The organism is Micromonospora sp. WMMD1120 (genome assembly GCF_029626235.1).
Taxonomy (GTDB): domain Bacteria; phylum Actinomycetota; class Actinomycetes; order Mycobacteriales; family Micromonosporaceae; genus Micromonospora.
On the sequence record NZ_JARUBO010000005.1, the window covers coordinates 6,204,294 to 6,226,257 of the forward strand.

Genomic DNA, 21,964 nt, shown 5'->3' on the forward strand with positions numbered 1-21,964 from the left:
CTTAAGCTGACTCCGCTCGACTCGGGCTCGGGGTCGGTGTTGGCCTCGTTCAGCGGCTCACGCGGTGGGCTCAGAGCACCGTCTGCTTGGTGTTCGGCAGCGCGTCGACAATCGACTTCCGCACGTTGATCGTGTCTGAGATGATCTCGTGCGGCGTGTTCGCCAGCCACTGCACCACCGAGATGTCCTCGAACCGGGGATACCGGAACATCTCCAGGAACACCAGCGGCTCGTCGCCGGTGTTCTGAATGTAGTGGCCGTACGCGAACGGGACGTAGCCCACGTCGCCGGCCTGGAAGTCGAAGGTCCGAGCGGCGGCCTGGGACGCGAAGACGCCCATCCGTCCGGTGCCGGAGATGTAGTACTGCCACTCGTCGGTGGTGGGATGCCAGTGCAGCTCGCGCATCCCGCCGGGCTCGACCTCGACCAGGGCCGCCGCGGTGGTCGTCGACGCGGCGAAGTTGGTCGAGTCGGTGATCCGGACCGTGCCACCACGGAAGCGTTGCGGGGTCTGCGCGGTCATCCGGTGCTTGAAACTGCGCGGGACGTCCCCGGTCGGGCTGACCACCCGGTCCTGTTGCAGCGGTGGGGGGACGTCGCCCTGGAAGATGTACTTCTCCCGCTCGGGCAGGTTCTCCATCTGCTCCATCGTCCAGCCGAAGTTCTTCGCCAGGACGTCTTTCGGGGTGTGCGCGAAGAAGTCACTGAGCAGGAACGTGTTGTTCTCGGAGAACGCGCCGTCGTCGAAGACGAGCAGGAACTGTGCGCCGTCCTCCAGGGCCTGGATGTTGTGCGGCACCCCCTGCGGGAAGAACCACAGGTCACCCTGCTTGACGTCCTCGATGAAGTTGCGTCCTTCCTGGTCGACGGCGCTGATCCGGCAACTGCCGGCCAGCATGTACGCCCACTCCGACTGCTGGTGCCAGTGGATCTCCCGGTACGCGCCCGGCTCCAGACCGAACTGAACGCCGGCCATCTGGGTGGCGATCGGCAGGTCGCGGCTGGTGACCTCGCGGGTCCAGCCGCCCTTCTCCACCCGGGTGTGGGCCTGCGAGAACGAGAACTTGAGGTTGGGCACCAGCCGGCTGTCGGTCGTCGGCGGCACGAGAAGGTCCGGGTTCTGCCGCTCGAGTTCGACGTTCCGACCAGGGAGGGGCGGCGCCCCCTGGTCGCCGCGGCGCGGCTGGGGATCGCTGTTCGCCATGATCGCTCTCTCCTCACTCGGATCGGATCGGGTTGGGCACTGTGCCGGCCCCGGGGCGCGACCCCAGGCGTGACGGCAGCCCCAGCAGCGCGCGTACCCCGGCGCGACCGTGCTGGACCGCGATCGCCACCGGGACCGCCGCAGCGGTCGCCACCAGCACCAGTCGGGCCCACAGCGGGGCGTCGCCGCCGGTGCCGGCGACGAGGACGAACATCAGCAGGACGACCCGGAGCCGAAGCAGACCGGGCAGTGCGGTTGAGTGGTCCATACCGGAAATGGTCGCTGCCGATCAGGGGTCATCACATCACGTGATCACGCGATTACCGCGTAGCGGAATCGGGACCTGGCGGGGCATTCGACGCAGTCGCCCCGGTTCGTCGATCCGGGCGTCGCCAGCTGCCGAGCTGGTTAGGCTCGGACACAGGACGGCATGTCGACGCGCCGGGTAAACACCGGGGAGAACGCCATTGTCCGAATCACCCCTCGACGCCGGGGCGCTCCCGGTCCACGACACCGATGCCGAGCACCGGCGGCAGCGACTGTTCGCCGCGACGGAACAGCTCCGGCTCGCCGGGCGCGGCATGGAGGCGCTGCACGTCCTGGCGACGGAGATCGCCGCCAGCTCCGGCGACGAGCGCCACCGGGTCGACCTGCTGGGTCGCCTCGCGCAGGTGGCGACACTGGAGCCGCCGGCAGTCGCCCTCGCCGGTCTGCGACACGCGGCGGGCCAGCGGCTGGACGAACCCAGCCGTGGCACGGTGCTCGCCCTGCTCGCCACGATCGCGGCCCGCACCGGCCATCCGGACACCGACGCCCTGTTGCGCGAGGCCGGCACCGCGCACGCCGCGTCGGGCGACCACTCGTCGGCTCGTCACCTCGCCCTCGGTCGGGCCGCCCGGTCGCTGTCGCACGGGGACCTGCCGGGCGCCCGCGCCGTGCTGGCCGCCCTGGACCCGGATGCCTGGGTGGCCCGACGGGACGCCGCGTCGATCCGCGCCGAACGCGTCCTCGTGCACCTCGGCCTGGGCCGGTACCAGGATGCCGCCACCGCGATCCGGCAGGCGCCCGCCGAGACGGCGTCGCCGCACCTCCCGCTCGACGGCCTGTCGACAGCGTTGGACTGCCTGCGCATGATCGCGGTCGGAGAGCTGCCCGAGGCGGCCGCGCTGGCGGTCACGATGCTCGGCTCGGATTCGGCGGAGTTGAGTCGCGAGGTACGCGCCCTGCTGGTGGCGGTGATCGGCGAGGTGCGGTACCGCCGGGGCGAACACGACGACGCCCGCGCCATCCTCCGCCCCTGCCTGACCACGGAGAAGTGGCCGGACCGTACGATCTGGACGACCACGTTCTGCGTCGCGGTCCGCGACCCGGTCCTCAGCACGCCGACGCACCTGCTCACCAGGGTCGTCAGCGACCTGCACCGATCGGTCCGGGCGTTCCTGCCGGTGCCGTACCTCGGCCCCCGGCTGGTCCGCGCGGCGGTGGCAGCCGGTGACGCCCGCGCGGCCGGCCGCATCACCGAACTGCTCCAGCAGGTGGCCACGCGTACTCCCGTGCCGCTGTGGCGCGCCCTGGCCGACCAGGCCCGGGGTCTGCGCGACCGCGACCCCGACGCTCTCCGGTCGGCGGTCGACGGGCTGCGCACGACCGCCGCGTGGCCGGCTCTGGCCGACGCGCTGCTCGACCTGGCGTGCGACACGGGGACCCGGTCCACCGAGGCGCGCGACGCCGCACACGAGGCGGCCGCCCTGTACGCGAGGATCGGCGCCCCCGGCGACCAGGCGACGGCCGACCGACGCTACGCCGAACTCACCGCCGCCCCTCCCGACCGGCCGGTGGTCGACGCGCCGACGCGTACCGGCATCGAGGCGCTCACCCCGGCGGAGGAGCGGGTCGCCGCGATGCTCGCCGGCGGCGCCACGAAGAGGGAGGCGGCCGCCACCCTCTTCGTCTCGTTCCACACGGTGGACACCCAACTCCGCTCCATATACCACAAGCTGGGCATCAACAACCGGATGGAGCTGGCCCGGGCCTGGGACCGGACCCGGCGATAATGGCCCGATGACCGCGCCATCCGACCTGACCCCGCTCGCCGAAACCGTGGAGTGCGAGTTCATGCACTCCTACGAGTCCCGGACGCCGCCGCCCGCGTACACCGATCTCGGGATCGCGACCACGCGCGTCGGCGGCGGCGTCGCCCTGGCGATGCGCAATGACCCCTCGGGCGGTTACTGGAACAAGGCGCTCGGGTTCGGCACCACCGAGCCGTTCACCGTCGAGATCCTGGATCGCGTCCTCGACTTCTACCGGGACCAGGGCGTCGACCAGGCGGTCCTCCAGCTCGTCCCGGCGGCGCTGCCCGCCGGCTTCGACGAGATCGCCGCCGCCCGGGGGCTCGAACCGGGCAGCACCTGGGTCAAGCTCGCGGCTCGTCCGGACGAGGTCGTCGCCGCGCCGACCCGCCTGCGCGTCGGCCCGGTGCCGGGCGCCGAGGCCCGGCGCTGGGCCGACGTGGTGCTCGCCGGCTTCGGCATGCCGAGCGGCGGGCTCACCACGATGCTGGCCGCGACCGTCGGAGCGCCCGCGTGGCGACCGTACGCCGCGTGGGACGGCGACGACGTCGTGGCGGGCGGCAACCTGTTCCTGCACGGCGAGGCGGCCTCGCTGAACGCCGCCGCGACGGCCCCCGGGCACCGTGGCCTCGGCGCGCAGTCGGCGCTGATCGCCGCCCGCGCCCGCGCCGCCGCCGAGGCGGGTTGCCGGTGGGTGTTCGTCGAGACCGGGCAGCCCGCGCCCGACCAGCGGAATCCGTCACTCGACAACCTGCGGCGGGCCGGGTTCACGCCGCTCTACGAGCGCCGCAACTGGGTCTGGCGGTCGGCCGGCTGAGCCGGTGGTCACCCGTTCACTCGGGTGGCGCGGCCCCGGACTGCTCGCTGACCATGTACTCCGCGTACCAGTCGGGCCAGTTGTCGTCCCGCTGGCCGGTGCGCTCCTCGTGCCGGCCGTGGGCGTCGGCCGCGCGCCGCAGGGCGCCCGCCAGGTCGCTCGCGGAGCCGAACGACGTCAGACCGCCCTCGACGCGCCCGGGAAGCCGTGTGGTGATCTCCTGCATCAGCCAGGTGTTGCCGTCCGGGTCGCGCAGCGTGGCGCGGGAGACGTAGCTGCGTCGCTCGGGGTCCACCCCGTCGACCGGGCCGTCCGGGGTGACGTGGAAGACGTCGCCGACCTCGACACCGGCGGAGACGAGGGTGTCGCGGGCCGCCTCGATGTCGGAGACGATCAGGTACGCCACGGCCGGGCCGGACGGCGTCGGGGTGAGCCCCGGGCCGAACTGCACGGAACACCCGGAGCCGGGCGGCGTCAACTGGACGATGCCGGGCGGCGTCTGGTCGAGCCGCCAGCCGAGGCGCCGGTAGAACGCCGTCGCGCGGTCGACGTCCGACACCGCGATGATGATCGCCTCGAGTTTCTGGTCGAGGCTCTCGACTCGCGACGTGGCACCCGCGTCGCCCTGGGTCTTCGGGCTCATCGCCGTTCCCCTTCCTGATCAGCACGCTACTGGTGACGCCCCTGCCCGGCGCCTGCCTGCATCAGCCCGTCGACGTCCTCGTGCTCCGGCGTACCCCGAGCAGGGCGGCCAGGGCGAGGAGGATGACGGCGACGGAGTACTCGTCGGCGGTCCGCGGCAGGCCGCCGGCGTAGACCACGAGGAATCCGGCGATCACCGTGGGCAGGCCGAAGCCGACATAGCAGACGATGTAGAGCAGCGACAGCACGCTGGCGCGTTCGTGTGCGGCGACCAGCGGCATGACCGTCTTGAGGCTGCCCTGGAAGCCGCTGCCGAAGCCGACGCCGCCGAGCGCGAGACCGACGAAGAAGCCCGGGGTCGACTCCGCCATGACCGACAGCAGCGTGACGATCATGCCCAGGACCAGCGCGCCGATCCCGGTCAGCAGCACCGTGCGCGCGGCGGTGTTGCGCTGCACCACCACGGCGATCGACCCGAAGACGGCGAAGACGAAGAGGACCAGCCCGGCGACCACGATCGACGTGTCCATCAGGCTGCGGACGAGCGCCGGGCCGAGCGCGCCGAAGAAGCCGGCCAGCGCCCAGACCGCGAACAGCACCGGGGCGACGACGAGCACCGGTCGACGTACGCCGCGGGGCAGTGTGATGTCCGGTCGGAGGCTGCGTCGCGCGCCGGCCATCTTCGTTACCGTCTCCGGCATCAGCGCGATGCCGACCAACTGGATCAGCAGGACCGCGAGGAGGACGACGTACACCAGTCGCGTCGGGGCGGGGAGGAACTGGATGAGCAGCGCCGAGAGCAGCGCGCCACTGCCGGTGCCGATCCCCGGCGCGATCGAGTTGGCCAGCGTGCCCCGGGCCCTGTCGATGTCGAGCATGGCGGCGCCCACCGCCCCGGTGGCCGCGCCGGCCGCCAGGCCCTGCACGAGACGGGCGACGAGAAGCGTGGGTACGCCGTTGGCGAAGACGAAGACGACGAGCGCGAGCATCTGCACCGCGACGGCCACGGCCAGCACCGGCCGCCGGCCGACGTGGTCCGACAGTTTGCCGAAGGTGAGCAGCGACGCCAGCACCGCGAGCGCGTAGACGGCGAACACGACAGTGGTGGTGACCGGCGAGAAGTGCCACCGCTCCTGGTAGAGGCCGTAGAGCGGGGTGGGCGCCGCCGACGCGGCCAGGAACGACACGAGGATCGACGCCAGCAGCACCAGGGAGGCCCCTGGCGAGAGTCGGGCGCGAACCACTGTCGGCATGTCGCGGCGTACCCGGCGTACACGGTTGCATGCCGGCGGGGCTCCGGCGGTGCGGCGTCCGCCGGGCCCGGCGCCCGGCGGACCGGTTCAGCCCTCGGGGTCGTGAGCGGTCGCCGGCAGGCTCGCCACCGTGCCGCCGAGCGCCGCACGGAAGGTCCGGTACCGATCCGGGCCGAGGGTGTCGGCGAGCGTGCGTTCGATGGCCCGCACGGCCTCGTCGGAGACCTCCAGGAAGCGGAGGCCCCGGTCCGTCGGCACGATCAGCTTCGCGCGGCGGTCGGCCGGATCGGGTGTACGCCGGACGTAGCCCAGCCGCTCCAACTCGTCGAGGATCGCGCCCATCGTCTGCTTGTTGCGGCCGGCCAGCCGGGCGAGCTCGCCCGGTCGGGTGCCCTCCGGGTCCAGGTACGCGAGCACCGCGCCGTGGCGGGGCCGGACGTCGTCGAACCCCTGCTCGGCGGACCGGCGGAAGATCTCGCGCTGGACCCGCGCGGAGAGTTGCACGGCCAGGATCCCGAGGTCGGGGTCCCGCTCCTTCAGTGTGCTGCGCTTCATATTTTGGTCCAATCATTGGACTGTACAAGTTTTGGACTATAACGTTCCTGGCGACGACCGGCGGCGCGACCTCCGGTGTGACCCGAGAGAGGACGACCATGACCATTCTGATCACCGGGGCGAACGGCACCGTGTCGAGGGAGGTGCTGCGCCACCTCGCCGGCAGGGAGCCGGTACGCGCCCTCGTGCGGGACACCTCGCGCACCACCCCGATCGACGGCGTCGAGTACGTCGTCGGCGACCTGGACCGCCCCACCACGCTGACCCCGGCGTTCGAGGGCGTCACCAGGCTGTGGCTGCTGATGCCGATGGGCCCGCTCGCCCCGAGCCAGAGCATGAACGCGGTGTGGGCCGCCCGGCAGGCCGGCGTGGAGCACATCGTCCGGCTGTCCGCGATCGGCGCGGCGCACGACGCACCCACCCGCAACGGCCGGTTGCACGCCCTCTCCGACGCGGAACTCCAGCAGTCCGGCATCCCCTGGACCATCCTGCGACCCAGTCACTTCATGCAGAACCTGCTCGCCGCGAAGTCCGGCGAGCACCTGTACGGGCTGCTCGGCGACTCGCGCGCCGGCGTGGTGGACGCCCGGGACATCGCCGCCGCGGGCGTCGCGATCCTCACCGCGCCCCGGCAGCACGAGAACATGATCTACACACCCACCGGCCCGGAGAGCATCAGCCTGGACCAGATCGCCGACGAGATCGCCCGCGCCACCGGACAGCCGGTCCGGCACGTACGGCAGAGCCCCGAGCAGGCGCTCGACGGTCTACTGAAGGCCGGCCTCGACCAGTGGTCGGCAGAGGTCCTCGCGGAGTACCGGATCGCCTACGGCTCAGGGTGGGGCGACTTCACCAACGACCACCTCGCCCGCATCACCGGCCGGCAGCCGCGCACCTTCGCCGAGTTCGTCGGCGACCACCGCGAGCACTTCGCCAACGCGTGATCCCGGTGTGGCGCCCTCCGGCGCGGCTGAGCGGAGGGCGCCGCGGCGCGGGCGGAGAACCTCGCGGCCTGAGCGGAGGGCGTGGCGGCGTGGGACGTCAGCGCGCTGCCGCCCGTGCCGCGCCGCGCGACAGCGGACCGACGTCCGAGTGGCGACCCGGACGCAGCGCGGCGTGCCGCTGCCCGGGCCCGGCGCCGTCGCGAGCGGCCAACGCATCGGCGACCGCTCCGGCGGCGAACGCGTAGATGGACTTGTGCAGCACGTCGATCACGAGTTCCCGGCGTGGCCAGGTCTGCGGCGGCGCCCCCACCCCGGTGGCGTTCTCCAGGATCTGGTCGTTGCTCAACCGCAACACCGTGAACATGCCCGACGCCAGGGGGCCCCGCAGCCCGGCCTGCGCCATGACACCACGCAGCACGCCGACCAGCGCGCCCTGACCGTAGTGCATCGCCAGGTTCTGCCACCGCGGTTGCTGGCCCCGGGATTCCGGCAGGTTGGCAAGGCGCGCCAGAACGCGGGCCGGCACGTAGGAATCGGGGCGACCGGTCACCCGCTGCTCCACCTTCTCGGCGGCCGTCATCACCGCCGCCCCGGCCAGACCCGCCGCCAGCCCCTGCCACACCGCTCTCTTCAGCATGCCGAAGCCCTACCCACCGCTGGAGCGCCCACACCCGTGAGGTGCCCGCTCGTGGACCATCCCGATCGGTACGACCGCGTCCGGGCCGGCCCGGTGCCGGCGGTCGGCGTCAGGGTTTGCGCGCCACCCCGCCGAACGCGTCGATGTCGGCGGGCGTGTCGACCGCGTCGTCCGGCCGCCACTGCGGGCACGGCACGACGCCGGGCTCCACCAGCTCCAGTCCGTCGAAGAAACCGGCGATCTGCTCGGGCGAGCGCAGCGTGTACGGGGTCGCGCCGGTGTCGTTGTAGTCGTCCTGCGCCTTCTGCATCTCGGCGCTGATCAGGCTCGTGCCGTCGTTGAGCGAGAGGTAGCTGCCGCTCGGCAGCGGCGCCAGCAACTGCCGCGCGATCGACCGGGCCGCCTCGTAGTCGGGCACGTGGCCCAGCACGCCACTGAGGATCAGACCGACCGGCCGCTCGAAGTCGAGCGTCTTGGCGGCCTCGGCGATGACCTCCGCCGGGCGGTGCAGGTCGCCGTCGATGTAGGCGGTCCTACCCTCCGCGGTGCCCACCAGCAGCGCGCGGGCGTGCGCCAGCACCAACGGGTCGCTGTCGACGTAGACGATGCGGGCGTCCGGGGCGATCCGCTGCGCCACCTCGTGGGTGTTGTTGGCGGTCGGCAGGCCGGTGCCGACGTCCAGGAACTGGCGGATGCCCGCCTCGGCGGCCAGAAACCGGATGGAGCGGACCAGGAACTGCCGGGAGGCACGGGCCACGTCGACGACACCGGGGAAGACCTGCCGGTACTGGTCGCCCGCCGCACGGTCGACAGCGAAGTTGTCCTTGCCGCCGAGCCAGTAGTTCCAGATCCGCGCCGAGTGCGGCACCGACGTGTCGATCTTCTGCGGGGCACCGGCCTCGCCGGCCTCGGGTTGCCCGGTCGTCGGCGATTCCATGGTCACGGCGAACCCCCATCTCGATCGTGTGCGTGACGCCGTCGCGGGACCGCCGGTCGAGGAAGTAGCCTCCCGTGACCGTGCCACGGTATAGAAGGCCGAAAATCGACGCCACCCCGGGGAGACACCATGCGTGAGCCGACCGGAACCGCCACCGTCCGGTGTGGTCTCGGGGTCGGGATGGTGGCGGGGCCTCCCTCGGGTGGGGCGTCCGCTTTCTGCTCAGGTGCCGGTCGGGCTCGGCGGCGCGGTGCTCCGACGCACCACGAGCGTCGGGACCACCAACGGCAGGGGCTGCGGTCTGCTGTCGTCGATGGCCTGGGTGACGGCGGTGATGGCCCGCTGGCCGACGGCGGCGAAGTCCTGCTGGATGGTGGTCAGTGGCGGGATGAGGTAGGCCGCCTCGGGAACGTCGTCGAATCCGACGACCGAGATGTCCTGCGGCACCCGCCGCCCGCGCTCGTGCAACGCCCGCAGCACACCGATGGTCATCTGGTCGTTGGCGGCGAAGACGGCCGTGGCCCCCGGCATGTCGCAGATCCGCAAACCGGCGGCGTAGCCACTGTGGGCGTGCCAGTCACCGGGGACGGGCTCGGGCGGGCGGATCCCCGCGGCGGCCATCGCCTGCCGCCAACCGTCCAGGCGGGCGCGGGCCTCCGCCCAGTTGAGCGGGCCGCTCACGTGCACGATCTCGCGGTGCCCGAGATCGAGGAGGTGCTCGGTGGCCATCCGGGCGCCGAGCACCTGGTCCACCCCGACGGTGAGGCTGGCCCGGGACAGGTCGCCTTCCACCACCACGAAGGGCACGCTGGAGCGGGTCATCCGCACCACCTCGAGCGCCTCGTCGTTGCCGGCGATCATCACGACGCCCTCTACACCGACGCGCATGAGGTGTTCGGTGGCGTCGCTGAGCGCCCGGACCGTCACCTCGGAGAGGCTCACCGAGGTGGCGAAGTAGCCGGCCGCGCGGGCGGCGTCCTCGACGCTGCGGTGGATGCTGGTCGGACCGAACAGCGTCCGGGCCGTGCCGATGATGCCGATCATCCCGGAACGCCCCCGGACCAGCGCGCGGGCGGCGGTGTTGGGTCGGTAGTCGAGCCGCCGGATGGCTTCCAGGACCCGCTCGCGGGTCTCCCGCCTGATGCTGGGCGCCCCGTTGATGACCCGGGACACCGTCTGGTGGGACACGCCCGCCAGCCGGGCGACGTCGGCCATGACCGGTGGCCGGTGGGCGGCTGTCACCGCTGTCTCCGCGTGAACTCGCACTGGTGGCCCGTCCGTTCTCCCATGGGGTCAGTTTCTCGTCGTCGGCGGGCTCAGTGTGAGTGCCGGGGCACCGCGCTGCCGCTGCCCCCCACCAGGAAATCGAGGTCCGCGCCGGCGTCGGCCTGGAGGACGTGCTCGCTGTAGAGCCGCACCCACCCCCGGTCGGCCACGGGTTTCGGCGGCTGCCAGGCGGACCGGCGGACCGCGAGTTCCGCGTCGTCGACCAGCAGGTCGAGCCGGCGCGTCGGCACGTCGACGCGGACCAGGTCGCCGGTGCGGACCAGGGCGAGCGGCCCGCCCACGGACGCCTCCGGCGCGACATGGAGCACGCAGGTGCCGTAGCCGGTGCCGCTCATCCGGGCGTCGGAGATCCGCACCATGTCGGTGATGCCGTCGGCGAGCAACCGGCGGGGCATGGGCACGTTGCCCACCTCGGGGAAGCCGGGGTAGCCACGTGGCCCGGCATTACGGACCACGATCACGGTCTCCGGGGTGACGTCCAGGTCCGGATCGTCGGCGGCGACCACGTACTCCTCGATCCGGTCGAAGACGAGCGCCGGACCGGTGTGGCTGAGCAGGTGCGCGGAGGCGGCGGAGACCTTCAGCACCGCACCGGAGGGCGCGAGCGATCCGCGCAGCACCACGGTGCCGGAGCCGGCGGGCTGGAACGGCTCCTCCAGCGTGCCGATCACCTCGCGGTTCCAGCACTGCGCGCCCGCCACGTTCTCGGCCACGCTCGTCCCGCTGACGGTGACGTGGTCCATGTGCAGCAGCGGGGCGATCTCCTTCATCAGCGCCGGAAGGCCACCCGCGTAGGCGAAGTCCTCCATCAGGTACGTCCCGGACGGCATGAGGTTGACGAGCATCGGCACGGCGGCGGTGAGGGTGTCGAAGTCCTCCAGCGTCAGGGGGACGCCGAGGCGACCGGCGATGGCGAGCAGGTGCACGACGGCGTTCGTGGAACCACCGATGGCGGCGTTGACCCGGATGGCGTTCTCGAACGCCTCCCTGGTCAATACCGAGGACAGCCGCTGGTCCTCCGCGACCATGGCGACGATCCGCCGCCCGGCGGCCTGCGCGAGCGCGTACCGCCGGGAGTCCACCGCCGGCACCGCGGCGGACCCGGGCAGTTGCACGCCCAGCGCCTCGGTGACGCAGGCCATCGTGGAGGCGGTGCCCATGGTCATGCAGTGTCCCCGGCTGCGGGACATGCCGACCTCCGCCTCGGCGCAGTCGGCGGCGGTCATCCGGCCGGCCCGCATCTCCTCGGTGAAGCGCCAGACGACGGTGCCCGAGCCGATGTCCTGGCCGCGGAACTTGCCGTTGAGCATCGGACCACCGGTCAGCATCAGCGTCGGCAGGTCGACGCTCGCCGCCCCCATCAGCAGACCGGGCGTCGTCTTGTCGCAGCCGGAGAGCAGGACCACCCCGTCGAGGGGGTTGGCCCGCACCGACTCCTCCAACTCCATCGCCAGCAGGTTGCGGTAGAGCATCGTGGTGGGTCGCATCAGCGGCTCACCCAGGCTCATCGCCGGGAACTCCAGCGGCAGGCCGCCGCTCTCCCACACCCCCCGCTTCACCGACTCGGCCAGGTCACGCAGGTGGGCGTTGCAGGGGGTCAACTCCGACCAGGTGGTGGCGATCCCGATCACCGGACGGCCGTCGAAGACGTCGTCGGCGAATCCCTGGTTACGCATCCAGGACCGGTGGATGAACCCGTTGCGGCCCTCCGCGCCGAACCACTCCCCGCTGCGCAGCGGTCGATTCGTAGTCGACATCAACACACCTCTCTCGTCATCCGTGCGGCCGCGCGCGGCGCCGCGACGCGGGTGGGGTGGGGCTGGTGGCGCCGGCCTGACCTACCGGAGACCTCCGACGGACAACCCGCCGCGCCAGTGACGTTGCAGGCTGAAGAACGCGATGATCAGCGGGATCACCGACACCAGCGAGCCCAGGATGATCAGGCTCCACAGTGAGGTGCCGCCCGAGTTGTTCGCGGAGGCGATGCCCTGCCAGAGACCGAGGCCGACGGTGACCGGGAAGAGCCGGTTGTCGGAGAGCATGGCCAGCGGCAGGAAGTAGTTGTTCCAGGACGCCACGGCCGACAGCAACAGCACCGTCACCACCGCGGGGCGCATCAGCGGGAGCGCGATCTGCAGGAACGTGCGCACCTCCCCCGCGCCGTCGACCCGGGCGGCGTCGAGCAGTTCGTCGGGGACCGCGTCGCGGGCGTAGACGTGCATCAGGTAGACGCCGAACGGGTTGAGCAGCGACGGGAGGATCACCGCCCAGACCGTGTTGGTCAGGCCGAGCCGGGAGAACATGATGAAGGTCGGGATGACCAGGGCGGTGGCGGGCACCATCAACGCGCCGAGCACGACGGCGAAGCTGAAGCGCCGGGCGGCGAACCGGTACTTGGCGAACCCGTAACCGGCCATCACCGACAGGACGGTGGCGCCGATCCCGCCGGCGATGGCGTACAGCGTGGAGTTGAGGATCCACCGCCCGTAGATTCCGCCGTCGTAGGTGAACAGCAGTTTGAGGTTGCCCAGGTAGTCGATCTGGTCGCTGAACCACAGCGTGTTGCCGCCGCCGAACAGGCCCGGCGCGTCCTTGGAACTGTTGACGATGACCCACCAGAACGGGACCAGGAAATAGATCACCAGGAAGCCGAGGAGGATCTGGAGCGGGAGGTGGCGTTGCGGCCGGCGGACGCCCGCGCGGACGCTGGTGTGGTCGGTCATCTAGAGGAAGCTCCTCCGCTTGCGGGTGAAGAACAGGAAGGCGTACACGCAGATGAAGACGACGCCACCGAGGGCGAACGAGATGGCCGACCCGTAGTTGAAGTTGGCGAGCGAGAACGCCTGCTGGTACGCGTACATGTTGGGGGTGAAGTCCGCCCCGATCGTGCCGGCGGCGAGGTAGCGCAGGATCTGCGGCTCGTTGAAGAACTGCAGGGTGCCGATGAGCGAGAAGACGAGGATCAGGATCAGCGCGGGGGCGATCAGCGGGATCTTGATCCGGGTCGCGACCTGCCAGCGTCCGGCGCCGTCCATCCGGGCGGCCTCGTAGAGGGTCGGGTCGATCCCCTGCAGGGCGGCGTACAGGATGATCATGTAATAGCCGGCCCACTGCCAGGTGACCACGTTCAGCAGACCGTAGAAGATCAGGTTACCGCCCAGGAAGTCGGGCGCTGTGGCGCCGAACAATCCGAAGATGTCGGTGAGCGGACCGAAGCCCTTGCTGTAGAGGAAGCCCCACATCACGGCCCCGATGACGGTGGGGATCGCGTACGGCAGGAAGATCATCAGGCGGGAGAAGCGGGCGAACAGCGTCGTCACCGCGTCCAGGATGAGGGCCATCGCGAGCGCGACGATGATCTGCAACGGGATGGAGACGAGCGAGAAGCGGATCACGAACCACGTCCCGGACAGGAAGCTCGGGTCGGTGAACGCCTTCACGTAGTTGTCGAAGAGGACGAAGCTGGTGCCGCCGATCAGCTTCTTCTGGAACAGGCTGAGATACAGCGCGTACCCCAGCGGCGCGATGAGAAATGCCAGGAAGACGATCCCGAATGGCCCGACGAAGAGCCACCCCATCAGGTGTTCGCGGAGGTGCACCTTGCCACGGATCGGGCGTCCCTCAGGTCGGGTACGCGGCTCGCTCTTCTCGGTCAGGACTGTCATTGTGGTCTCCGGGACGTGGACGCCGAGGGTCGAGGGGTGGGCCGGCCGTCGCCGGCACGGCCCACCCGTCCGGTCACTGAACGGTGAAGCCTTGCTCCTTGGCGTACTTCGCCACGTCCTCCTGGAGCCGGTCGGCTGCCTGGGACCCGGTGATGGAGCCCTTGATGACCTCACTGACCTGCTTGGTCATCGCGTCGAGGTAGTACTGGCCGAAGGGGGCGTACTGCACGCCCTTGTAGGCGTCCGCGGCCGGAACGTAGACCTCCTTGTTCGCCTGCTGGCCGTCGAAGAACGGCACCTTCAGGTCGATGAACGCGGGGTCCTTCAGCGCGGTCAGGTTCAGCGGGAAGATGATCTGGTTGGTCCAGCCGTCGGTGAGCGACTCCTTGTCGGCGTAGAGCCCGTAGGCGACCTTCGCCGCCAACTCCGGCTTCTTCGCCTGCTTGGTCACCGAGAAGGCCGACCCACCCCAGTTGACCTGCACCGGGTTGGCCGGGTCCCACTGCGGCAGCGGCGCCACCGCGAACTTGCCGGTGTCCTGGCCCTTGCCGACGCCCGCGCCGGTGAGGTAGCCGGGCGCCCACGCCGCCGAGATGTACGTCGCGTAGTTGCCGTTGATCACGCCGGAGATGTACTCCGGGGTGAACTGGTCCTGCGTGCCGACCAGACCCTTCTTGGCGAGGCCGCCCCAGTAGTCCAGCACGTCCTTGGACGCCTGGTCGTTGAGCTTCACGCCGATCGCCTTCGGCTGCGCCGGATCGAAGCTGAAGGGGGTGGCGCCCTTCTGGATCTGCAACGCCATCAGCACCGCCGGGACGTTCGCGCCGAGGTCACCGAAGAGCGGGCCGCCGGCGTCCTTCACCTTCTGCGCGGTCTGCTCGTACTCGGCCCAGGTCTTCGGCGGGGCGATCTGGTATTTGTCGAAGATGTCCTTCCGGTAGATCATGCCCATCGGGCCGCCGTCGACCGGGACGCCGTAGACGCCGTCGCCGACCGACACGTCCTTCCAGGCGCCCTCGCTGTAGTTGGCCTTGACCGCGTCGTAGCCGTACTTCTTGATGTCGACCAGCGCGCCCTGGATCTGGAAGGTCGGGATCCGGTCCGCCTCGATCATGATCACATCAGGCGCGCCGGTGCCCGCCGAGATCGCCGTCTGGAACTTGTCGTACTCGTCACCGCCCTGCCCGACGTTGGTCCAGCAGACCTGCACCTCGTTGTTCTGCTTGTTGAAGTTGTCGACGACGAGCTGGGTGTTGGGGTACCACCCCCACATCGTGACGACCGGCAGGTCCTTCTTGGTGATGGTGTTCGTGCAGTTGCTCGCGTCGCTACCGCCGCCGTCCGACGACGAACAGGCGGCGAGGCCGGCTCCGGCCGCGAGCATGGCCACTGTGGCGAGTATGCGTCTTCTCTTCATTGAGAGGGGTCCCTTCGGGGTCGCGGTGCACAGGAATCCATCCGCTGGCGGCGCCACCGGGGGCAGGTGTGCCTGCTCCCGGTGGCGTCGCCTGGTGGAGCGAGGTGGCTAACGCTTGAACAGTCGTGGCGCCAGATCGATGAGGTTCTTCTGCCACACGTCCCAGCCGTGCGGCCCGGGGGTGACCCCGTCGAACTCGTAGCGGATGCCGAGGTTGTCCAGGGTGGCCAGCGAGGTCATGAAGCTCGGGTACACGAAGTCGGTCTGGTCACCGACGTACAGGCGCAGCATCTTGGTGCCGTTGTTGATCGCTGCCACGTCCACGCCGGTGCCGCTGCCGAACCCGGCCGAGAAGGCCGCGACGTAGGCGAACCGGCCGGGGTACGCGCGCAGCACACCGAACGCCTGCCCGCCGCCCATCGACAGGCCGGCGAGCGCCTGCTGGGACGGGTCGCTGGAGATGTGGTAGCGGGACCGGGCCGTCGGCACGATGTTCTCCAACAGCTCCCGGTTGAAGTCCGACGAGTTGCCGTTGCCCATCACCACGACCATGGGCGTGAGGTCGCCGTCGAGGAACTGGTTGTCGAGGATCTGCTTGGCACGCCCCATCTCCACCCAGTCGGTGTGGTTCTGGCCGCCACCGTGCTGGAGGTAGAGAACGGGGTACGGCTGCGCCCGGTCCGGGTCGTACCCGGGCGGGGTCCAGACCAGCGCGGTGCGGTCCTGCCCCGCGACGGTGCTGGAATAGGTCATGCTCTCGACCTTCCCGCCCTGGCCGGCGGGAACGTCGGTGAGCAGCCGGGCCTCCGGGCCGGGGATGAGGAAGGTGCTCCACATCGGCTCGGTGGTCACCCGGGTCGGGTTCGAGACGTCCTTCACCGGCACCCGGTCGACGATCAGCCGGTAGTAGTAGAACCACGGCTTCAGCGGCCCGATCGTCGCCCGCCACCGGTCGCCGTCGCGGGTCAGCGGCACCCGCAGCCAGCTGCCGCCGGGGGCGATGTTCGCCCACACCGTGACGTGCTGGGCGGCGGTGAAGTCGGTGGTGGTCTCGAAGGTGACGAACCCGTCCTCGGTGACGAAGGGCGTGGGGGTGGTGCCGGCCGGCGGTGGCGTGAACTCGCCGGTGAGCTGCCCGTGGCCCGGGGTGGGCCCGTGGTCCGACCCGGGCCGGAACAGCCGGGGCAGGAAGTCGACGAGGTTCTCCTGCCAGGTGGTCCAGTTGCCGCCGCCGTCCGGGTTGACCCCGTCGAACGCGAACCGGACGCCGGCGGAATCCAACGCCTTCGTCAGCCGGTAGGTGGGGTTGTGCCCGGCGTCGGTGACGTTGCCGGTGTAGACCCGCAGCAGCTTGACGTCGCGGTTGATCGCCTTGGCGTCCTTGCGGTCGACGCTCGGCGTCGAGTCGCCCGAGAACCAGCCGACGTAGCCGAACCGACCCGGCTTGGCGAACGCCACCCGGACGGCCCGTGCCGCGCCGTCGGAGACACCGGCGATGGCCTGGTGCGCGGGGTCGCGATGGACCCGGTAGGTGTCGGCGACAGCACGGCGGAGGTCTGTCAACTCCCGGTCGTCGGCGCTGTCGGCGATCACCACCACCATCGGCTGGATGGCGCCGGCCGCCGAGAGGTTGTCGAGGATCTGCTTCGTGCGGCCCAGGTCGAGCCAGTCGCTGACCGCGGCGTCCGCACCCGACTCCAGGAAGAGGGTCGGGTAGCGCTTCGGCCCCCTGGCCGAGTATCCCGGTGGCGTCCAGACCAGTGCCGAGCGCTGCTCCGCACGGACCCGGTAGGTCAGGCTCGCGACGGCGCCGCCGGTGCCGGCCGGCGCGTCGCCCAGCCACCGTGCCGCGTCACCCGCGACCAGGAAGCTGCTCCAGAGCGGGTGGGACGCCACGCTCGTGCTGTTCGTCGGGTCCTTGATGGTCTTGGTGTCGTCGGCGGTGAGCTGGTAGTGGTAGAGCCCCGGCCGCAACGCGCCGAGCACACCCGACCACGCGTCACCGCGACGGGTCAGCCCGAACTCCGCCCAGCTCGCCGACGGGCCGAAGTTGCCCTCGACGACGACCTGCGACACCGTGCCCAACTGTTCCTGGACGTAGCTGGCCGGCACTGTGAACGTGGCGTAGCGGTCGTCGGAGACGGCCAGCCACGGTGTGTCCGCCGTGGCCGGTTGCGGTGCGACCAGGACCGCCGCGACCGCGATGACTCCGGCGGTGACCGCCGCCGAGAGTCGGCGTACGCCCAGACGGCGTAAGCGCCCGTGATACTGTTCGGTTGTCACGCTCCACTCCTCTCTGCGCCGGCTGCGGATGCGACCCGCTGGCCGGCTCGGTTCATCGGTGGGTCTCGCCGTTCGTGTTGCGTGCACCTCCTTCAGGCTTCGGCCACCCGGGCACCCGACCTGACCGCGCTGCCGGGCGCCCTCAGGCGGTGACGCCCGTTGCGGCCGTCACTGTCGTGCCGCGCTCGTCGGTGGCGCGGTCGAGTCGCGGATCACGATTTTGGTCGGGAGCACCAGCTGGCTCGGCTCGTCCCACTCGCCGGTCACCAGCGACTTCAACATCCGCGCGGCCTCGTAGCCGAGCTGGAACATCGACTGATCCACTGTGGTCAGGGCGGGCTCGGTCAGGGCCGACTCCGGGATGTTGTCGAACCCCACGACGGACAGGTCGGCCGGGACGGAGAGCCCCAGCTCCCTGGCGACCTCCAGGACCTTGAGGGCCATCCCGTCGCTGGCCGCGAAGATCGCCGACGGCCGGTCGGCGCGTTCCAGCAGCTCCCGCGCCAACGGGACCGCCGACTCGGGGTTGAAGTCACCTCTGCCGATCAGCGTCGGGTCGACCGGGATGCCGGCGTTGCCCAACGCCGCCCGGTAACCCTCCTCCCGGGACCAGGCCGAGGCCAGACTGTCCCGGCCGGCGATGAACCCGATGCGTCGATGACCCAGGTCGAGCAGGTGCTCGACAGCCGTGGTGGCGCCGGCGAGGTTGTCGGCCATGACCGAGGGCGCCGACGAGTCCCGCACCGGGTCGATGGCCACGACCGGCGCCCGGCTGCGCATCTCGGCCCACGGGGTGACGACGATGCACCCGTCGGTGAGGGTGCCCGACAGGCGGGCGAGGTGCCGCTGCTCCCAACCCTCCGAATAGGAGCCGTAGAGGTCACTGTTGGCGTAGATGATCAGGTCGAAGCCGGAGCGGCTCAGCGCCTTCATCACACCCTTGAGCACCTCCGCCGTGTACGACTGGAAGCTGTGCGCGACGAGGCCCAGCACGTTGGTGCGGCTGCGGCGGAGGCTGGTCGCCACCAGGCTCGACTCGTAGCCGAGCTGCTCGATGGCGGAGCGGACCTGAGCGATGGTGCGGGCGCTGACGCCGTAGTGCCCGTTGACCACCCGCGAGACGGTGGCGGTGGAAACCCCGGCGGCCCGGGCGACATCACTCATGGTTACCGGCGCATTGACGTCAATCATGCCGCTCTCTCTGGACTGCAATCGTTATCGGTTACGTTTCCAGGATGTTGCCAACGTAACCGACGACGATTACGAACACAAGGCCTCTTCGCCCTTGCGGCACCCCGGAAATGCGTGGTCCCACTGCCACTACCAGTTACTGCGACGGGACGCCGTTTCCGGCGCACACCCGATCGGCCGACAACCGGAGGGAACGCCCCGGCGACGGCTTATCACCGGGTCGGTTAACGTTCACAGTTCCCGCACTTCGACCGCGCCGGTAAAAACCTTCGCCGGCGCCGGCTGGCCCCCGTCGACAGTGATGACGAAGGTGCCGGCATGGGTGCGGTCGGTGACCGAGAGGCCCACGTACACCTCGATCTGCCCGGCCTCCACCGCGTAGCGCATGCTCCGGTCGTAGAAGCCGAGCTGACCCGTGGGCAGGTCGAAACGCACCGCCACCCGCTGGCCGGCGGCGGCCGCGACGCGGGCGAAGGCCTTCAGCTCCAGCACCGGTCGGGTGACGGTCGCCTGTGGATCGCGGATGTAGAGCTGGACGACCTCCTCCCCCGCGCGTTCTCCACGGTTGCTGACGGTGACCTCGACCCGGACGCTGTCGCCGGCCCGGACCTCGGGAGCCGCCACAGTGGCCTCGTCGACGGTGAACGGCGAGTAGCCCAGGCCGTGGCCGAACACGTACCGCGGGCTGACCGGCGAGTCGACGTAGTCACCGTGCCAGTGCGACCGGCCGCCGGACACCTTGTGGCCGTAGAAGACCGGGATCTGGCCCACGCCACGGGGGTAGGAGATCGGCAGCTTCCCGCTCGGGTTCACCTCGCCGAGGAGGACCTCGGCGATCGCCCGCGCACCGGTCTCCCCCGGCAACCAGGCCATCAGCACGGCGGCGCACCTCTCGTGCAGGAAGTCGCTGCCGACCGGCCGACCGGCGACCAGCACCGCCACCACCGGCGTGCCGGTGCCGACGACCGCCCGGACCAGCTCCTCCTGCGCGCCGGGGAGGTCCAGGCTGGACCGGTCGCGGGACTCGCCGGTGGTCGCGTCGGGGGTGAGCCCCGAACGGTCCCCCACCACCAGCACCGCGACGTCGGCCGCCGCGGCCGCCGCGACGGCCGCGGCGAACCCGTCGGTCGACGGATCGACGACGTCGCAGCCGCGCTCGTAGCGCAGCCGGTCACCCAGCCGGGTGGCGAGTTCGTCGCGTACGGTGGCGATCCCGTCGGTGCTCTGGTCGATTTCCAGATCGTCCGGGATCGTCATCATCTCGCCGAGCAGGCCCCGGCGCTCGCGCGCCGCGACCAGCGCCTCGATGTGGGCCGCGAACGAGTAGTCACCGAGCAGGTTGCGGGCGTCGTCGGCGTTCGGCCCGATGAGGGCGACCCGTGCGGCGTCCGCCACCAGCGGCAGCACGCCGTCGTTCTTGAGCAGGACGAGGCTGCGCCGGGCGATCTCGAGCGCCACGCCCCGGTGCCGCTCGGTGTTCGCCGTCGAGACGGCCGCGTCCTCGTCGACGTACGGGTTCTCGAAGAGCCCGAGCTCGAACTTGTGCCGCAGCACCCGCGCGACCGCGTCGTCGAGCAGCGCCTCGTCGACCTCACCGGCGTCCAGGGCACGGCTGAGCGCGTCCGCGTACGCGTCCGTCGCGGGCAGCTCGACGTCGACGCCCGCGGCGAGCGCCAGCCTCGCCGCCTGCTGCTGGTCCGGCGCGAAGTGGTGGTAGGCGTGCAGGTCGTTGACGGCGAAGTAGTCGGACACCACGCTGCCCGTGAAGCCCCACCGCGTGCGCAGGAGGTCGACGAGAAGCTCCTGGTTGGCGTGGCACGGGACGCCGTCCAGCTCGTGGTAGCCGGCCATCACCGACTGCAGTCCGCCCTCGCGGATCGCCGCCTCGAACGGATACAGGTACACCTCGCGCAGCAGCCGTGGTGGCAGCTGGGCCGGCGCCCAGTTCAGACCGCCCTCGGACGCGCCGTAGCCGACAAAGTGCTTCGCCGTCGCGAGCACGCCGTCGGCGCGGTCGACGCCCTGCAAACCCCGGACGAAGGCCACCCCCATCCGGCTCACCAGGTACGGATCCTCGCCGTAGGTCTCCTCGGTCCGGCCCCAACGCGGATCACGGACCACGTCCAGCACGGGCGAGAGCCCCTGATGGCTGCCCATGGCACGCATCTGGCCGCGCACGGCGTCCGCGAGCTGCCGGTTGAGGTCGGGCGCCCAGGTGCTCGCGACGCCGATCGCCTGCGGGAAGGCGGTCGCCTCGCGCGCCATCACCCCCGAGCAGACCTCCTCGTGCACGATCGCCGGGATGCCCAGCCGGGTCTCGGTCACCAGGAACCGCTGGATCGCGTTGGTCACCCGCGCCACCTGCGCCGCCCTGAGGCTGGTCGCCCCGGCGACCCGGGTCACGTGCCCCAGGCCCTGTCCGAGGATCGGCCGGGCCCGCTGCACCGCGAACCGACCGTTCTCCAGGAGGCTGAACGCCCAGGTGCTGCCCAGTTGCGCGAGCTTCTCCGCGCGGGTCATCCGGGCCAGCAGATCCGCCACCCGGGCGTTGACCGGCAGGGCCGCGTCGGCGTAGGTCCCCTCGGTCCGAGCCTCGACAGTGGTCACCCAGTCACCTCACATCCAGATCGGTCAGGGCGTCTCCGGCGGCTGTCGGGCCACGCCGTCGAGCGGCGTGGAGGCGACGCCGCGGAGGCGCGCCCCGGCGGGCAGGACACCCGGTTTCACCAGGGCCGGCGTGCGGCAAGGCCGTCGGCGGGAACATTGATCACGGGCATCGAGTCCCCTACCGTAAACGTAATCGGTAACGTTTACATAGATCGACAACGTAGGGGATGATCACCACGTTGTCCAGAGCTCGTACCGAGCCACCGCCCCTCGGTTCCGGCACCGCGACGGAGATCTCGCCGCCGGGACCTCGCACGAAGGGACCCCCACCCTGAACACGCACCGCACCACAGCGACGCAGCCCCACGCCGGCTGCGCGAGCCCACTCCCCCACCACCCCGGGCTGTCCGCCCGCCCGCAGCACCCGGCCGGGGCCGGTTCGGCCACGAACGG

At 70.9% G+C, this 21,964-nt stretch carries 18 protein-coding genes; 3 read left to right on the forward strand and 15 right to left on the reverse strand.

All coding sequences use genetic code 11. The annotated features are described in order from the left end of the window. Positions 1–70: 70 nt before the first annotated feature. Together O7634_RS28555 and O7634_RS28560 are read right to left on the reverse strand one after the other, a co-directional pair. Positions 71–1,204, reverse strand: coding sequence for a cupin domain-containing protein (locus tag O7634_RS28555; protein ID WP_278153225.1), 1,134 nt, complete (start codon positions 1,202–1,204; stop codon positions 71–73). A 13-nt stretch (positions 1,205–1,217) separates the two neighbouring features. Beyond that, entirely contained in the window at positions 1,218–1,472 is a 255-nt protein-coding gene (locus O7634_RS28560) for a hypothetical protein (RefSeq protein ID WP_278153226.1), read from the reverse strand. Positions 1,473–1,671: 199 nt separating this feature from the next. Between O7634_RS28560 and O7634_RS28565 the strand changes: the two genes are divergently transcribed. Further along, complete coding sequence (locus O7634_RS28565) at positions 1,672–3,258, forward strand: helix-turn-helix transcriptional regulator (protein WP_278153227.1); 1,587 nt, start codon at positions 1,672–1,674, stop codon at positions 3,256–3,258. Between the two features lie 7 nt (positions 3,259–3,265). Then, the gene (locus tag O7634_RS28570; protein WP_278153228.1) at positions 3,266–4,093 is read left to right on the forward strand and encodes a hypothetical protein; all 828 of its coding nucleotides are present in this window, start codon (positions 3,266–3,268) and stop codon (positions 4,091–4,093) included. A 16-nt stretch (positions 4,094–4,109) separates the two neighbouring features. Here the strand turns inward: O7634_RS28570 and O7634_RS28575 are convergent, their stop codons facing one another. From O7634_RS28575 to O7634_RS28585, 3 genes are all read right to left on the reverse strand, one after another. Next, complete coding sequence (locus tag O7634_RS28575) at positions 4,110–4,736, reverse strand: VOC family protein (RefSeq protein ID WP_278153229.1); 627 nt, start codon at positions 4,734–4,736, stop codon at positions 4,110–4,112. A gap of 61 nt (positions 4,737–4,797) precedes the next feature. Further along, positions 4,798–5,988: an MFS transporter gene (locus tag O7634_RS28580; RefSeq protein ID WP_278153230.1), complete on the reverse strand. Its 1,191-nt coding sequence runs from the start codon at positions 5,986–5,988 to the stop codon at positions 4,798–4,800. 87 nt (positions 5,989–6,075) lie between these two features. Beyond that, positions 6,076–6,543, reverse strand: coding sequence for a MarR family transcriptional regulator (locus O7634_RS28585; RefSeq protein WP_278153231.1), 468 nt, complete (start codon positions 6,541–6,543; stop codon positions 6,076–6,078). 98 nt (positions 6,544–6,641) lie between these two features. Here O7634_RS28585 and O7634_RS28590 point away from each other — a divergent pair, with 98 nt between their 5' ends. Then, positions 6,642–7,487 carry an SDR family oxidoreductase gene (locus O7634_RS28590; protein ID WP_278153232.1) on the forward strand — a complete coding sequence of 282 codons (846 nt, stop codon included), beginning with the start codon at positions 6,642–6,644 and terminating at the stop codon, positions 7,485–7,487. Positions 7,488–7,584: 97 nt separating this feature from the next. Here the strand turns inward: O7634_RS28590 and O7634_RS28595 are convergent, their stop codons facing one another. The 10 genes from O7634_RS28595 to O7634_RS28640 all read right to left on the reverse strand — a co-directional run bounded on the left by O7634_RS28595 (position 7,585) and on the right by O7634_RS28640 (position 21,511). Then, positions 7,585–8,124: a hypothetical protein gene (locus O7634_RS28595; protein WP_278153233.1), complete on the reverse strand. Its 540-nt coding sequence runs from the start codon at positions 8,122–8,124 to the stop codon at positions 7,585–7,587. 109 nt (positions 8,125–8,233) lie between these two features. Further along, positions 8,234–9,061: an SAM-dependent methyltransferase gene (locus O7634_RS28600; RefSeq protein ID WP_278153234.1), complete on the reverse strand. Its 828-nt coding sequence runs from the start codon at positions 9,059–9,061 to the stop codon at positions 8,234–8,236. A 222-nt stretch (positions 9,062–9,283) separates the two neighbouring features. Further along, complete coding sequence (locus O7634_RS28605) at positions 9,284–10,303, reverse strand: LacI family DNA-binding transcriptional regulator (RefSeq protein WP_278153235.1); 1,020 nt, start codon at positions 10,301–10,303, stop codon at positions 9,284–9,286. Between the two features lie 74 nt (positions 10,304–10,377). Beyond that, the gene (locus tag O7634_RS28610; protein ID WP_278153236.1) at positions 10,378–12,105 is read right to left on the reverse strand and encodes an IlvD/Edd family dehydratase; all 1,728 of its coding nucleotides are present in this window, start codon (positions 12,103–12,105) and stop codon (positions 10,378–10,380) included. Positions 12,106–12,186: 81 nt separating this feature from the next. After that, positions 12,187–13,071 carry a carbohydrate ABC transporter permease gene (locus O7634_RS28615; RefSeq protein ID WP_278153237.1) on the reverse strand — a complete coding sequence of 295 codons (885 nt, stop codon included), beginning with the start codon at positions 13,069–13,071 and terminating at the stop codon, positions 12,187–12,189. Next, positions 13,072–14,013: a sugar ABC transporter permease gene (locus tag O7634_RS28620; RefSeq protein WP_278153238.1), complete on the reverse strand. Its 942-nt coding sequence runs from the start codon at positions 14,011–14,013 to the stop codon at positions 13,072–13,074. A gap of 73 nt (positions 14,014–14,086) precedes the next feature. Then, complete coding sequence (locus tag O7634_RS28625; protein ID WP_278153239.1) at positions 14,087–15,430, reverse strand: extracellular solute-binding protein; 1,344 nt, start codon at positions 15,428–15,430, stop codon at positions 14,087–14,089. 108 nt (positions 15,431–15,538) lie between these two features. Further along, positions 15,539–17,713 carry an alpha/beta hydrolase-fold protein gene (locus O7634_RS28630; RefSeq protein WP_278153240.1) on the reverse strand — a complete coding sequence of 725 codons (2,175 nt, stop codon included), beginning with the start codon at positions 17,711–17,713 and terminating at the stop codon, positions 15,539–15,541. A 168-nt stretch (positions 17,714–17,881) separates the two neighbouring features. Beyond that, positions 17,882–18,904, reverse strand: a complete 1,023-nt coding sequence (locus O7634_RS28635) for a LacI family DNA-binding transcriptional regulator (RefSeq protein ID WP_278153241.1) — start codon at positions 18,902–18,904, stop codon at positions 17,882–17,884. Positions 18,905–19,135: 231 nt separating this feature from the next. Beyond that, entirely contained in the window at positions 19,136–21,511 is a 2,376-nt protein-coding gene (locus O7634_RS28640; protein ID WP_278153242.1) for a glycoside hydrolase family 3 N-terminal domain-containing protein, read from the reverse strand. Positions 21,512–21,964 lie beyond the last annotated feature (453 nt).

What these genes read in the sequence shown, in the direction of transcription:
- O7634_RS28555 (WP_278153225.1), bottom strand. Translation starts at nt 1,204, where the DNA reads ATGGCGAACAGCGATCCCCAGCCGCGCCGCGGCGACCAGGGGGCGCCG.
- O7634_RS28560 (WP_278153226.1), bottom strand. Translation starts at nt 1,472, where the DNA reads ATGGACCACTCAACCGCACTGCCCGGTCTGCTTCGGCTCCGGGTCGTC.
- O7634_RS28570 (WP_278153228.1), top strand. Translation starts at nt 3,266, where the DNA reads ATGACCGCGCCATCCGACCTGACCCCGCTCGCCGAAACCGTGGAGTGC.
- O7634_RS28575 (WP_278153229.1), bottom strand. Translation starts at nt 4,736, where the DNA reads ATGAGCCCGAAGACCCAGGGCGACGCGGGTGCCACGTCGCGAGTCGAG.
- O7634_RS28580 (WP_278153230.1), bottom strand. Translation starts at nt 5,988, where the DNA reads ATGCCGACAGTGGTTCGCGCCCGACTCTCGCCAGGGGCCTCCCTGGTG.
- O7634_RS28585 (WP_278153231.1), bottom strand. Translation starts at nt 6,543, where the DNA reads ATGAAGCGCAGCACACTGAAGGAGCGGGACCCCGACCTCGGGATCCTG.
- O7634_RS28590 (WP_278153232.1), top strand. Translation starts at nt 6,642, where the DNA reads ATGACCATTCTGATCACCGGGGCGAACGGCACCGTGTCGAGGGAGGTG.
- O7634_RS28595 (WP_278153233.1), bottom strand. Translation starts at nt 8,124, where the DNA reads ATGCTGAAGAGAGCGGTGTGGCAGGGGCTGGCGGCGGGTCTGGCCGGG.
- O7634_RS28600 (WP_278153234.1), bottom strand. Translation starts at nt 9,061, where the DNA reads ATGGAATCGCCGACGACCGGGCAACCCGAGGCCGGCGAGGCCGGTGCC.
- O7634_RS28610 (WP_278153236.1), bottom strand. Translation starts at nt 12,105, where the DNA reads ATGTCGACTACGAATCGACCGCTGCGCAGCGGGGAGTGGTTCGGCGCG.
- O7634_RS28615 (WP_278153237.1), bottom strand. Translation starts at nt 13,071, where the DNA reads ATGACCGACCACACCAGCGTCCGCGCGGGCGTCCGCCGGCCGCAACGC.
- O7634_RS28620 (WP_278153238.1), bottom strand. Translation starts at nt 14,013, where the DNA reads ATGACAGTCCTGACCGAGAAGAGCGAGCCGCGTACCCGACCTGAGGGA.
- O7634_RS28625 (WP_278153239.1), bottom strand. Translation starts at nt 15,430, where the DNA reads ATGAAGAGAAGACGCATACTCGCCACAGTGGCCATGCTCGCGGCCGGA.
- O7634_RS28635 (WP_278153241.1), bottom strand. Translation starts at nt 18,904, where the DNA reads ATGATTGACGTCAATGCGCCGGTAACCATGAGTGATGTCGCCCGGGCC.